Annotated in this window: 12 protein-coding genes; 9 read left to right on the top strand and 3 right to left on the bottom strand. The window is 42.7% G+C overall.

Annotated features, from left to right (window positions below; genetic code table 11):
• Positions 1 to 3: 3 nt before the first annotated feature.
• Positions 4 to 588 carry a cytochrome c nitrite reductase pentaheme subunit gene (nrfB, locus tag AB6D80_RS04020; protein ID WP_009848843.1) on the bottom strand — a complete coding sequence of 195 codons (585 nt, stop codon included), beginning with the start codon at positions 586 to 588 and terminating at the stop codon, positions 4 to 6.
• Positions 589 to 1,069: 481 nt separating this feature from the next.
• On the opposite strand from nrfB, the gene nrfA reads away from it, so the two are divergent.
• Positions 1,070 to 2,500 (top strand): ammonia-forming nitrite reductase cytochrome c552 subunit, encoded by a 1,431-nt coding sequence (gene nrfA / locus AB6D80_RS04015; protein WP_174208773.1) that lies wholly within the window; start codon positions 1,070 to 1,072, stop codon positions 2,498 to 2,500.
• Positions 2,501 to 2,626: 126 nt separating this feature from the next.
• Positions 2,627 to 2,971 (top strand): rhodanese-like domain-containing protein, encoded by a 345-nt coding sequence (locus AB6D80_RS04010; RefSeq protein ID WP_372187821.1) that lies wholly within the window; start codon positions 2,627 to 2,629, stop codon positions 2,969 to 2,971.
• Positions 2,972 to 3,022: 51 nt separating this feature from the next.
• Here the strand turns inward: AB6D80_RS04010 and AB6D80_RS04005 are convergent, their stop codons facing one another.
• Positions 3,023 to 3,652 carry a tetratricopeptide repeat protein gene (locus tag AB6D80_RS04005; RefSeq protein WP_372187819.1) on the bottom strand — a complete coding sequence of 210 codons (630 nt, stop codon included), beginning with the start codon at positions 3,650 to 3,652 and terminating at the stop codon, positions 3,023 to 3,025.
• A 251-nt stretch (positions 3,653 to 3,903) separates the two neighbouring features.
• Positions 3,904 to 6,576 (bottom strand): DNA topoisomerase (ATP-hydrolyzing) subunit A, encoded by a 2,673-nt coding sequence (gyrA, locus tag AB6D80_RS04000; protein WP_017106649.1) that lies wholly within the window; start codon positions 6,574 to 6,576, stop codon positions 3,904 to 3,906.
• Between the two features lie 258 nt (positions 6,577 to 6,834).
• Here gyrA and ubiG point away from each other — a divergent pair, with 258 nt between their 5' ends.
• From ubiG to AB6D80_RS03965, 7 genes are all read left to right on the top strand, one after another.
• On the top strand, positions 6,835 to 7,581 hold the full coding sequence (gene ubiG, locus AB6D80_RS03995; RefSeq protein WP_017101817.1) for a bifunctional 2-polyprenyl-6-hydroxyphenol methylase/3-demethylubiquinol 3-O-methyltransferase UbiG: 747 nt from the start codon (positions 6,835 to 6,837) through the stop codon (positions 7,579 to 7,581).
• Between the two features lie 504 nt (positions 7,582 to 8,085).
• Positions 8,086 to 10,368 (top strand): class 1a ribonucleoside-diphosphate reductase subunit alpha, encoded by a 2,283-nt coding sequence (gene nrdA / locus AB6D80_RS03990; protein ID WP_009848849.1) that lies wholly within the window; start codon positions 8,086 to 8,088, stop codon positions 10,366 to 10,368.
• 103 nt (positions 10,369 to 10,471) lie between these two features.
• Positions 10,472 to 10,621, top strand: a complete 150-nt coding sequence (locus AB6D80_RS03985) for a ribonucleoside-diphosphate reductase (protein WP_102458532.1) — start codon at positions 10,472 to 10,474, stop codon at positions 10,619 to 10,621.
• A gap of 145 nt (positions 10,622 to 10,766) precedes the next feature.
• Positions 10,767 to 11,900, top strand: a complete 1,134-nt coding sequence (nrdB, locus tag AB6D80_RS03980; protein WP_372187818.1) for a class Ia ribonucleoside-diphosphate reductase subunit beta — start codon at positions 10,767 to 10,769, stop codon at positions 11,898 to 11,900.
• Complete coding sequence (gene yfaE / locus AB6D80_RS03975; protein ID WP_372187816.1) at positions 11,900 to 12,151, top strand: class I ribonucleotide reductase maintenance protein YfaE; 252 nt, start codon at positions 11,900 to 11,902, stop codon at positions 12,149 to 12,151. Before nrdB ends, yfaE begins: the two co-directional genes overlap by 1 nt.
• Before the next feature lie 171 nt (positions 12,152 to 12,322).
• A complete protein-coding gene (locus AB6D80_RS03970) occupies positions 12,323 to 12,715 on the top strand; it encodes a hypothetical protein (RefSeq protein WP_372187814.1) in 393 nt (130 codons plus the stop codon).
• Position 12,716: 1 nt separating this feature from the next.
• Positions 12,717 to 12,944 (top strand): hypothetical protein, encoded by a 228-nt coding sequence (locus AB6D80_RS03965; RefSeq protein WP_372187812.1) that lies wholly within the window; start codon positions 12,717 to 12,719, stop codon positions 12,942 to 12,944.
• Positions 12,945 to 13,167 lie beyond the last annotated feature (223 nt).

Genomic DNA, 13,167 nt, shown 5'->3' with positions numbered 1-13,167 from the left:
AGATTACTCCCCTTCTTTCTTCTGGTTGAAGTCTGAATGGCAATCCACACACAGCTTAATGGTTTGCTTTTTATCTAAGCCCAACACCTTTGCTTCAGTCGCATGAACATCATGACAGTTTGAACACGTTAAGTTTTGCGCGTGAACATCGTGAGTCCAGCTAGCTTCACGCAGATCATCAGGTTTGTGACAATCGATACATTGGCTATTGGCATCTAAAATTAAGCTAGGATCGAGGAAAACCTTTTCGGTTCCTGGTTGTGATTGAGCCGCGCGATACTTCACCACTTCAGGTGCACCTTCTCGGTGATCGGGGCTAATTGAACTATGACAATCGGTACAATTTACTTCACGGCCAAGTAAAGCGTGTGCACTTTCACCATGTGAACCCAATACCGTTTCTTTTGAATCTTTATGGCATTGAACACACTTGTAGTCTTTGTCGCGGATTAATTCGACTTCATGTCTTGTTGATTCTCCTACTGGCGTAACAGCAGGCTCAGCAACAGCATGAATGGAATAACCATAGAGGCAGAATGCTAGAAGGGATTTAAGCATTATGACTATGGCCAATTTAATATTGCCCATTTTATCCTTTCCTTATACCGGTATTATTTAACTCTCAACTAAATAATATTCCGGTTAAACAAAAGTACCCTTAAACGATATTATTACCGCTTAAATGATATCAATTCTTATTTTGGATAAGCCACAACGCTTTCTATAATCAGAATATACCTCTAATTAGGTAATGCGAAATTTCGATAGGTTAATCTGTGAACGCTATCACCCTATTTATATCATGGTCAATTTAGGTAATTGGTTGTTATATATGATAATAATTCTCAGTTAAATTCTAATTAAACTAACCATCAATACCACTTTAGGGGTATATAAACTTCAACGTGATTGAAGTCACTACCGTTAATTGATCTAAAACAAGCTATATCCAACACGTAACAAAATGTGTTTGTTTATGAATTAATATAAACAGGAATTCTCCAGTTCTTAATTTGAATAGCAAACTCACAACGCTTGGTATAAGAATCAGTATATTGGAGATATCACTGTGAAAAAGCATTGGATACGTAATTCGGTCACAGCACTATTAATGGTTAGCGCATCACTAGCAAGCGCGACCAGTTTTGCTGCGTCTGAAAAAAAAGAAATTGGCGACCCTCGTAACGACCAGTTCGAGCAAAACCACCCAGATCAATATCACTCATGGAGACAGACTTCAGAAAGCGAAGTTATTGAAGACGCACTAAAAGAAGATCCAAACATGGTCATCATGTGGGCTGGCTACGGCTTCGCAAAGGATTACAACAAAGCACGCGGCCACTTTTATGCCATTGACGATGTAAGACAAACACTTCGTACTGGCGGCCCAACAGACGAAAGCTCTGGCCCAATGCCAATGGCGTGTTGGAGTTGTAAGAGCCCAGATGTCGCTCGTGTTATCGAAGAGCGTGGCGAAGATGGTTACTTCGAAGGTAAGTGGGCGCGTCTTGGTAACGAGATCATTAACCCTATTGGCTGTTCAGACTGTCACGATACCAAAAGCGAAGGCTTTAAAAATGGTGAACCAGCACTTAAGGTGACTCGTCCTTACGTTGAACGTGCATTTGAAACGATTGGTAAAAAGTTTGATGAACAAAGCCGCTTAGACCAACAAGCTTCAGTTTGTGCTCAGTGCCACGTGGAATACTACTTCACAGGGCCAACCAAAGGTGTGAAATTCCCTTGGGACCAAGGTACAACCGTTGGCGACATGGAACGCTACTATGATGCAATCAACTTTAAAGATTGGACGCATAAAGTATCGAAAGCACCAATGCTGAAAGCACAACACCCAGGTTTTGAAACATGGCGCGAAGGCATCCACGGTAAGAACAAAGTCGTTTGTGCTGACTGTCATATGCCGAAAGTGACCAAAGAAGATGGCACCGTTTATACCGACCATAAAGTGGGTAACCCATTTGACCGCTTCGAAGACACGTGTGCAAACTGTCACACTCAATCGAAAGAAACCATGCGTAACATCGTTTCAAGCCGTAAAGCGCAAGTACTGAACATGAAGCTGACAGCCGAGAAACAAATCGTTGCTGCTCACTTTGAAGCAGGCGCAGCATGGGAAGCGGGTGCGACAGAGCAAGAGATGGAGCCTATCCTACTCGATATCCGTCACGCTCAATGGCGCTGGGACTACGCTATCGCGTCTCACGGTATTCACATGCACGCACCTGAAATCGCTCTAGAAGTGCTAGGTACTGCCGTTGACCGCGCCGCGGATGCTCGTACTAAGATTGTTCGTCTACTGGCGAAGAAAGGCATCACCGATCCAATCGAGATTCCAGATATCTCGACAAAAGAAGCGGCTCAAAAAGCGCTTGGAATGGACATGGATAAGATGAACGCTGAGAAACAACACTTCTTAGACACGGTTGTTCCTAAATGGGAAGAGCAAGCTGAAAAGCGTGAAGCCAACTACGAATACTAGTTTCTTCCATTAGACCATTAAGTAAAAACCAGTCACACTATTGTTGTGTGGCTGGTTTTTTTAGGTTTTGGGGGAATACACATCAATATCGAACCCCGATCCACTCGCCAATTCAAGGAATAAACAATGAAAATCTTACTTTCGCTTTCGGCATTATGTATTGCACTACTCAGTTCAAGCGTTCACGCATCTGAGCGTGCTGAGACTGGGTGGGAATTAATAGAGGAAGGCGCATTAGTGGTTGATGTCAGAACACCTGCAGAGTTCGAACAAGGGCATCTAGACAACGCCATCAACTACCCTCTTTCTGAAGTGGCTACTCACTTTGCTAAGATAGATAAAGACCAGCCCATCGTGTTGTATTGCCGCAGTGGCAATCGTTCAGGGCAAGCTTATCAATTCTTGCACGCTCAAGGGTTTACTCAAATCCACAATGCTGGTGGCTTAATCGAAATGCAGGAAAACCAATAGTCTTCGAAATGAGATCTTAAGTAAGATCGCCTCTTTAGCAATTAGCCAAGCTTAACGGATCATCTGTTTGGCTTGGTTGATCGAATGGATAATAGAGACACGATCAATGCCCTTTTGATTGGAATCTAAGATTTGAGTCCACGCATCAATCGCTTGTTGATAGCGCATGCTGATGAAGTGATCGGTCGCAATCAACATCAATGCCGTACGATCATTGGGATCAAGCTGCATTGATTGCTCCAGCAACGCATTAACATCATCACTCATCGCTTGAGAGCTCAGATAATAAAGTGCGGTTGCTTTGGCAGCATAGAGGCCAGAAGGCGCTTGAGGATCTAAGCGAATCGCATAATCGTAGCAAGTGAATGCCGCATCAAACTCCCCTTTCTGCATGTACACACCACCTAGCTTAAACCACAAGTCGGATTGATTCGGGTCTTGCTCAAGGCTTTGCTGAAGCTCGTCTTCGAAATCTGTTGCCGTGTAGTTATTGCTATCATCCAAAGGAAGTTGAGGTAAATCTTGTTTCAGTTGAGACCAGACCAGCACGCTCAAAGCCACTGCAGTAAGAGAAATCACCACATTGCCTTTTAGGTGGCTGCCATTGTTGCTCGCGGCAATAACGACCGCGATCAAAAACAGACTCATTAGTACCAACGCAACCAACAACCAGATATCCATTCCACATCCCTTTTATTTAGATCTACCTCTACTCTATCGTTTTCGTACTGCCTCGTTATTGATCAAAGTTTAGCGTTCGAGATTTAGTGCTCAAACTTTTGCATAAAAGCGATAGGTTAAGATTGGTGCTCAGACCTAAGCCATAAACCATAAGCCACATGAGAAGAGAAGTGAAACGACAGGTAATAAAAAACCGAGCACTTAGGCTCGGTTTTTTCATTGGTAAGCTTAATTACTTAACGTAATCGAGATTACTCAGTGTCTTGCTCGCTATCACTTTCAGAGTCAGAAGCATCAGATGCTTGCTCTTCACTTGATTCAGAAACAACAGCCGTTTCAGCGTTCACTGCGTCAGCATTTGCTTCTTCAGTTTCTTCGCCTTCAACAATCTCAGCTTCTTCTACTTCGTCGATACGTTGTAGACCTACAACATTCTCGTCTTCAGCAGTACGAATCAGTGTTACACCTTGAGTGTTACGACCAACTTGGCTTACTTCCGCAACGCGAGTACGTACTAGTGTACCTGCGTCGGTGATCATCATCATTTCATCGCCTTCTTCAACCTGAACAGCACCAACTACTGGGCCATTACGATCAGAGACTTTGATAGATACTACACCTTGCGTTGCACGGCCTTTCGTTGGGTATTCAGCCAGCTCAGTACGCTTACCATAACCGTTTTGAGTCACAGTTAGGATATCGCCTTCGTTTGAAGGAACAATCAGTGAAACCACTTGATCGTCTTCTGGAAGCTTCATACCACGAACACCAGAGGCAGTACGACCCATTGGACGTACTTTGTCCTCGTTAAAGCGAACAACTTTGCCCGACTTCGAGAACAGCATGATGTCGCTATTACCGTCAGTAATATCAACGCCAATCAGTGAATCATCGTCACGTAAGTTAACTGCGATTAGGCCGTTAGCACGTACGTTTGCGAATTGATCCAGTGATGTCTTCTTAACGGTACCGTCGCCTGTTGCCATGAAGATGAATTTCTCGTTAGAGAACTCAGAAACAGGCAGGATAGCCGTAATACGCTCACCTTCTTCTAGAGGAAGAATGTTAACGATAGGCTTACCACGAGCCGTGCGGCTTGCTTGAGGCAGTTGGTAAACTTTCAGGCGGTACGTTTTACCACGAGTAGAGAAACATAAGATGTTATCGTGAGTATTAGCAACAAGCAGACGCTCAATGTAATCCTCATCTTTCATCTTAGTTGCACTCTTACCTTTACCACCACGACGCTGAGCTTCGTAGTCGCTTAGGATTTGGTACTTAACGTAACCTGCGTTAGAAAGCGTTACTACAACGTCTTCTTGAGCGATTAGCTCTTCCATGTCGATGTCATGAACCGCTGCTGTGATTTCTGTACGACGTTCGTCGCCATAGATATCACGTACCGCTTCAAGTTCTTCACGGATAACTTCCATCAAACGCTCAGTGCTTGCAAGGATATGCATTAGCTCAGCGATCTCTTCTAGAAGTGCTTTGTATTCGTCTAGAATCTTCTCGTGCTCAAGGCCAGTTAGGCGGTGAAGACGAAGTTCTAGAATAGCTTGCGCTTGAGTTTCCGTTAGGAAGTATTGACCATCACGGATACCGTATTGGTCTTCAAGCCAATCTGGACGAGCTGCATCAGTACCAGCACGTTCAAGCATTGATGCAACGTTACCAAGATCCCAACCACGAGATACTAGACCAACTTTAGCTTCTGCTGGTGTTGGTGCGTTCTTGATCAGTTCAATGATTTCATCAATGTTTGCAAGCGCTAAAGATAGAGCTTCCAAGATATGTGCACGGTCGCGCGCTTTCTTCAATTCGAAGATAGTACGACGTGTCACAACTTCACGACGGTGATCAACAAAACACTTCAACATATCTTTAATGTTGAAAAGTTGTGGTTGGCCGTTGTTCAGAGCAACCATGTTGATGCCGAAAGTTGTTTGCAGTTGAGTTTGTGAGTAAAGGTTGTTTAGTACAACTTCACCGACAGCGTCACGCTTACATTCAATAACAATACGCATACCATCTTTATCAGATTCGTCACGTAGTGCACTGATGCCTTCAACTTTCTTGTCTTTTACAAGTTCTGCAATCTTCTCGATCAGACGAGCTTTGTTCACTTGATATGGAATTTCAGTAACGATAATTGTTTCTTTACCGTTCTTTTCCATTTCAATGTTCGCGCGCGAGCGCATGTAAACTTTGCCACGGCCAGTCTTATATGCATCGACAATGCCCTTACGGCCACTGATTAATGCTGCTGTCGGGAAGTCTGGACCCGGGATGTAGTCCATTAGCTCATCAATAGTGATGTCTTCATTATTGATAAATGCTAAACAGCCATCAACAACTTCGCCAAGGTTATGTGGCGGGATGTTGGTAGCCATACCTACTGCGATACCAGAAGCACCGTTAACCAATAGGTTTGGTATTTTTGTTGGTAAAACTGCTGGTATTTGCTCGGTTCCATCATAGTTAGGAACGAAGTCAACCGTATCTTTATCAAGATCCGTTAATAGCTCACCAGCTATTTTTGACATACGAACTTCGGTATAACGCATTGCCGCAGCTGAATCGCCGTCAACCGAACCAAAGTTACCTTGGCCATCGACTAACATATAGCGTAGTGAAAACGGCTGAGCCATACGAACAATTGACTCGTATACCGCACTATCACCGTGTGGGTGATATTTACCGATTACATCGCCTACTACACGAGCAGACTTTTTATATGCTTTGTTCCAATCATTACCTAATACATTCATCGCGAACAAAACGCGGCGGTGTACTGGTTTTAGGCCATCACGCACATCTGGAAGGGCACGACCAACGATGACGGACATCGCGTAGTCTAGGTATGAACCTCTAAGCTCATCTTCAATATTTACGGGCGTGATCTCTTTCGCTAGATCGCTCATAGAGCCATTTTCCCTCTATAGTCAGATCGTATTTTTGAATACGTATAAGACCGAAAAATATAACACAAATTTACCTACGGAGGCATCACTTTCCCTCTCCTTTTACCATCTTGTGACCCTTGTAGCCAATCTATTGATGAGAAATTGCACCTCAGCGTCATATCTTGCTGAAACATGGTCACTTTACACTCAATAAACTAGCAAAATTGTAGATCTTCTGGTCAGCAGGAAAAGGCAAGTTATAATGCCTGCAATTTCATGGATGCATTATTTAACTTGGAAATGCCGATTATGACTAAATCACAAAACGTAGACCCAGCAGAAATCAAAAAATTCGAAGACATGGCGTCGCGCTGGTGGGATCTAGAAGGCGAGTTTAAGCCACTACATCAAATCAACCCACTGCGCCTAAATTACGTTCTAGAGAAAACCGAAGGCCTATTTGGCAAGAAAGTTCTCGATGTTGGCTGCGGTGGCGGTATTTTGGCTGAGAGCATGGCCGTTGAAGGTGCGCTAGTCACTGGTTTAGATATGGGTAAAGAACCGCTAGAAGTCGCTCGTCTGCATGCATTAGAAACCGGCACCAAGCTTGATTACATTCAAAGCACCATTGAAGATCATGCTGAGCAAAACCCACAAACTTACGATGTGGTGACCTGCATGGAAATGCTAGAGCACGTACCAGACCCACAGTCGGTTATCTCGGCTTGTTCAAAGTTGGTTAAACCGGGCGGCCATGTGTTCTTCTCGACATTGAACCGTAACTTTAAGTCTTACCTATTCGCTATAGTAGGTGCAGAAAAGCTACTTAAGATTGTCCCAGAAGGTACTCACGACCACGAAAAGTTCATTCGCCCAGCGGAACTTATCAAGATGATAGACAACACTCCGCTGCAAGAATTGGGGATTACAGGACTGCACTACAACCCGTTAACGGACACTTATCGTTTGGGCACAAATGTAGATGTTAACTACATAGTCCACACGCAAAATCTCACCCGATAACTATTAATATCACCAGCTTAAAATCTTTTAGAAAAAGACGATTGAAAAGAGTTGTAATTAACATAACTTTACGACTTTTTTCAGTCTAAATTTCGTGCGCTCGCTTCCATTTTGACCACCTAGATTTAATTTTAATCATCCAAAATCCATTGCCCATTTTGCTCAAAGATCAAGGGATTTTTTTTTATGTGTGCGCAAAAATAAAGCAACCTTAAAAGGCTATTTTTATACAATCAAGTCACATCGAACCTCGTCAGTTAGTGGTCACTTACAGTTTTTTTTCAATCCACCACTTATCCACAAGCACTCCCATTTCTTTACCTTGAAAAATATAAGCTATAGCACTATCTTGTAACCCAACAAACAAATGACCCCTATATGTTGTGTTTGAACTACAATGTATGGGTAGACCAAGATCACAAAGCCGAAACGTAATTTACAAAAATTACACAGAAATACACAAAAACACGGCTTTGTTCAGTTTTGTTAGGGAAATTAAGCAGAATGAACCAACAACTTACTGTTACCAAACGTAACGGGCGCAAAGAAACAATCGATTTAGAGAAAATCCATCGAGTGATCACTTGGGCAGCTGAAGGCTTGCACAATGTTTCTGTATCACAAGTAGAATTGAAAGCTCACATTCAGTTTTACGATGGCATCACCACCACTGACATCCATGAGACAATCATCAAGTCAGCAGCGGATTTAATCTCTGAAGAGACTCCTGATTACCAATATCTAGCAGCACGTCTGTCAGTATTCCACCTACGTAAAAAAGCGTACGGCGAGTACGAGCCACCGGCTCTATATGACCACGTTGCAAAACTGGTTGATATGGGTAAATACGATAGCCACCTAATGGAAGACTACACGAAAGCTGAGTTTGACGAGCTTGACGCGTACATCGACCACAAGCGTGACTTGGACTTCTCTTATGCAGCGGTCAAGCAGCTTGAAGGTAAATACTTCGTGCAAAACCGTGTAACAAAAGAAATCTACGAGAGTGCTCAGTTCCTTTACATCCTAGTTGCTGCTTGTTTATTCGGTAAATACCCGAAATCAACTCGTCTGGATTACATCAAACGTTTTTACGACGCCTCGTCTACGTTTAAGATTTCTCTACCTACACCAATTATGTCTGGTGTACGTACGCCTACTCGTCAATTCAGTTCTTGTGTACTGATCGAGTGTGGTGACAGCCTTGATTCTATCAACGCAACAGCAAGCTCTATTGTTCGTTACGTATCTCAACGTGCTGGTATTGGTATCAACGCAGGTCGTATCCGTGCGCTTGGTTCTGAAATCCGTGGTGGTGAAGCGTTCCACACTGGCTGTATCCCTTTCTACAAATACTTCCAAACAGCAGTAAAATGTTGTTCTCAAGGTGGTGTTCGTGGCGGTGCAGCAACCGTGTTCTACCCACTATGGCACGGTGAAGTTCAGTCTCTATTAGTACTGAAAAACAACCGTGGTGTTGAAGAGAACCGTGTTCGTCACATGGACTACGGCGTACAGCTTAATAAGCTTATGTACTCTCGTCTTGTTCAAGGTGGCAACATCAGCCTGTTCTCCCCTTCAGATGTACCTGGACTTTACGATGCGTTCTTCGAAAACCAAGAGCGTTTTGAAGAGCTGTACGTTAAGTACGAAAACGATCCTTCAGTGAAACGTGAAACTGTGAAAGCGGTTGAACTGTTCTCTCTACTAATGCAAGAGCGTGCTTCTACTGGTCGTATCTACATTCAGAACGTTGACCACTGTAATACACACAGCCCGTTTGATTCTGAAGTAGCTCCAGTTCGTCAATCGAACCTATGTCTAGAAATCGCGCTACCAACTAAGCCACTTTCTAACGTGGAAGATGACGAAGGTGAGATTGCACTGTGTACGCTTTCAGCGTTCAACCTTGGCGCAATCAATGAACTCGACGACTTAGCAGAGCTTTCTGAGTTGGTTGTTCGTGCACTTGATGCACTGCTTGATTACCAAGATTACCCGCTTCCAGCAGCATACAAATCGACAATGAATCGTCGTACTTTAGGTGTTGGTGTCATCAACTATGCATACTACCTGGCGAAGAATGGTGTTAAGTACTCTGACGGCAGCGCAAATGGCCTGACTCACCGTACTTTTGAAGCAATTCAATACCACTTGCTAAAAGCATCTGTTGAACTAGCGAAAGAGCAAGGCCGTTGCCCATCTTTCCACGAGACCAACTACGCGAAAGGCCTACTGCCAATCGATACTTATAAAAAAGATATCGACTTAGTCTGTGAAGAGCCGCTGCACTACGATTGGGACACGCTACGTGAAGAGATCATGGAGCACGGTCTGCGTAACTCTACGCTAACAGCGCTTATGCCTTCTGAGACTTCGTCTCAAATCTCGAACGCGACTAACGGTATCGAGCCACCACGTGGTTATGTATCAGTGAAAGCGTCGAAAGACGGTATCCTGAAGCAAGTTGTTCCTGATTTCTTAAATCTTAAAAACAACTACGAGCTACTTTGGAACATTGGCAATAACGACGGTTACCTACACTTAGTGGGTATCATGCAAAAATTCGTTGACCAAGCTATCTCTGCAAACACTAACTATGATCCAAGTGTTTACGACAGCGGTAAGGTTCCAATGAAGCAGCTGCTTAAAGACCTGCTAACTGCATACAAGTATGGTGTTAAAACGCTTTACTACCATAACACTCGTGATGGTGCTAAAGACGACCAAGGCGATGCAGTTCAAGTGCCGGAAGAAGATTGTGAAGGCGGCGGTTGTAAGATCTAAACCGCAATAAACATTAAGACCCCAGAGAAGAGTTATCTTCTCTGGGTTTAAAGCATTAACAGGGTCCGTTTTATTGCGGGTCTTTAAAGGATTTGAGGCATTTATGGCTTACAGTACTTTTTCTCAACAAAAAAATGACCAACTCAAAGAACCAATGTTCTTGGGTCAGTCGGTAAACGTTGCACGTTACGACCAACAAAAATTTGAAATCTTCGAAAAGCTTATCGAGAAGCAGCTTTCTTTCAAATTGTGACTAAAAACTCACACAAGTAAGTGAGTGAGTGAGCGAACCCTTTGCTGTCATAGCATCGAAGCAGTAAAAAGTTATGTGAAATAAACATAAGTCCCAAACTATCACAAAAAAATCGACTTATGTGAAACTATTAGAGGAAAACATTTTGAAATACTCAACGTTCAATACAACTAAAAATGACCAACTAAAAGAGCCGATGTTCTTTGGTCAGAATGTTAACGTAGCTCGCTACGACCAAGAAAAATACAAAGCGATATCTTCGATTACAGAGAAGGCACTTTCCTTCTTCTGGAGACCCGAAGAAATTGATGTCAGCCAAGATCGCATTGATTATCAAAAGTTACCAGATCATGAGAAACACATCTTCATCTCTAACTTAAAGTATCAAACTTTGTTGGACTCTATCCAAGGACGAAGCCCAAATGTCGCACTTCTCCCTATCGTAAGTATCCCAGAGCTTGAAACTTGGATTGAAACTTGGTCGTTCTTCGAGACAATCCATTCAAGATCTTATACACACATTATTCGCAACATAATTACTGACCCTTCGATCGTTTTCGATGACATTGTAGAAAATGAAGAGATCAAGAAGCGAGCTGTCAGCGTATCAAAGTATTACGATGATCTTATCGAGTCTGTACAGCAATATCAGCTTTTGGGGCTAGGCACTCACGAGGTGAAGGGTGAAAAGGTTGTTGTGTCGCTCCATGACCTAAAGAAAAAACTATACTTGTGCTTGATGTCCGTGAACATCCTTGAAGCAATCCGCTTTTACGTGAGCTTCGCCTGCTCGTTTGCTTTCGCAGAACGCGAGTTAATGGAAGGTAATGCAAAAATAATCAAGCTCATTGCTCGCGATGAGGCACTGCATCTATCAAGCACACAGCACATGATTAACATACTTCGCAACGGTCAAGATGGACTTGAGTACATTCAAATTGCTGAAGAATGTAAAGACGAAGCTTATAAGATGTTCGTTGATGCTGCCGAACAAGAAAAAGAATGGGCAGAGTATTTGTTTAAAGACGGATCGATGATTGGTCTTAACAAAGAAATTCTCTGTCAATATGTGGAGTACATCACCAACATTCGAATGCAAGGGGTCGGACTAAATCCTGCTTTCGCTGATGCTAAAAGTAATCCAATCCCTTGGATTAATTCATGGCTATCATCTGATAATGTGCAAGTTGCACCGCAAGAGTCTGAGATTTCAAGCTACTTGGTTGGTCAAATTGACAATGTTATTGGACAAGATGAATTCAAGGATTTTGAGCTGTAATGAAGCAAATAACCTTCAACGAACAGAGGGTAACATCAACTCACGAGCAAGTTATCCTAGATGTTTTAGATTTGCATAATTTAGGGGCTGAATCCCAATGCCGAAATGGTTTTTGCGGAGCATGCCGTTGTAAGTTGGTATCGGGGTATATCAAATATGTGAATGAACCAATAGCATATTTTGAAGAAGGTGAAATCCTTCCTTGTATCTCAATTGCAGAAACTGATCTGGTTTTATTGACAGCGTCTTAAGTCCAGCGATGCAGTTGTACCCCAGGGGGCTTTTGGGATGGAAGCCTTCCTGCGACTTCAAGCATCTTAATGGTTCGATGCTTATATCACTGTGTTTTACTTCAAACCTTGGCAGTATTATAAACTTAATGTATACATTGATTTTCATATAAACCAGAGGAGGCTGAGAGCGTGGATAATGTCGTTAGCTTTTCAAAGTTAAAAAAGCAAAAGCAAGATCTGCATTCAAACAACATCTTTGAAGAAATGGATGCGAAATTTCGTGGTAGTAAATTAAACACCAAACAAAAATCCGAGTTAATTCGCGGCTTGAAACAACGTCTTTCTTCACGGGGACATAAGTGTTACCTCTCATCGAAGAAAGTAGAACCAGATTGGTTAAAGCGGTACAAACCCCTTTTGCTGTTACAAGCCAAAATAGGTTTTAGTTTTGAAATAGCAAAAGAAGTTAAGTTAGAAGGTGGCTGGGTTTTTCACCCATTAAAAGCTAAGCAGACAAATGATTACTCGGAGTTGCTGAGTAAAGTCATACAAATACTAGAGGACAATAATAATGGCAAATAACATGATCATTGAACAATTGAAATCAGAAATTTCAACCATGGAGCAAAAGCTAAGCTCAGCTAAGGCTGTAAATGATTCTTATAAACCATCGGTCTCGGAGGCTCTACGAAAGGGCGTTGCTGAGCCTATGGTTAACTACCGTAATCAAACTGTAACGATTAAACAATTTGAAGCTTTGCTTGCAGACAGAAAAGCTGAGTTGAAAAAACTCCTAGAAAAAGCAAGCTAATGTTTCAAGCGATAATATGTAAAATGGAAAAGCTGCACTCATTTTTCTGGAGTTCAGCTTTTATCCTTACCTGCGATCGTAATAACCTAGGTTGACAAGGACTCTACCCATCAATTCAGAGCCAAAACACGGCAAAACCTGCCAATCAGGTTGAATTTCTGTCTTGTACTAAAGCAAACTTCTTGTTTATCAGCAGCTATTGAAATTCCCATACACTCCCATC

The organism is Vibrio sp. 10N.247.310.17 (genome assembly GCF_041466605.1).
Classification (GTDB): Bacteria; Pseudomonadota; Gammaproteobacteria; order Enterobacterales; family Vibrionaceae; genus Vibrio; species Vibrio tasmaniensis_A.
Note: the sequence above shows the minus strand (reverse complement) of the source record. Positions and strands in the feature narration are given on the sequence as shown.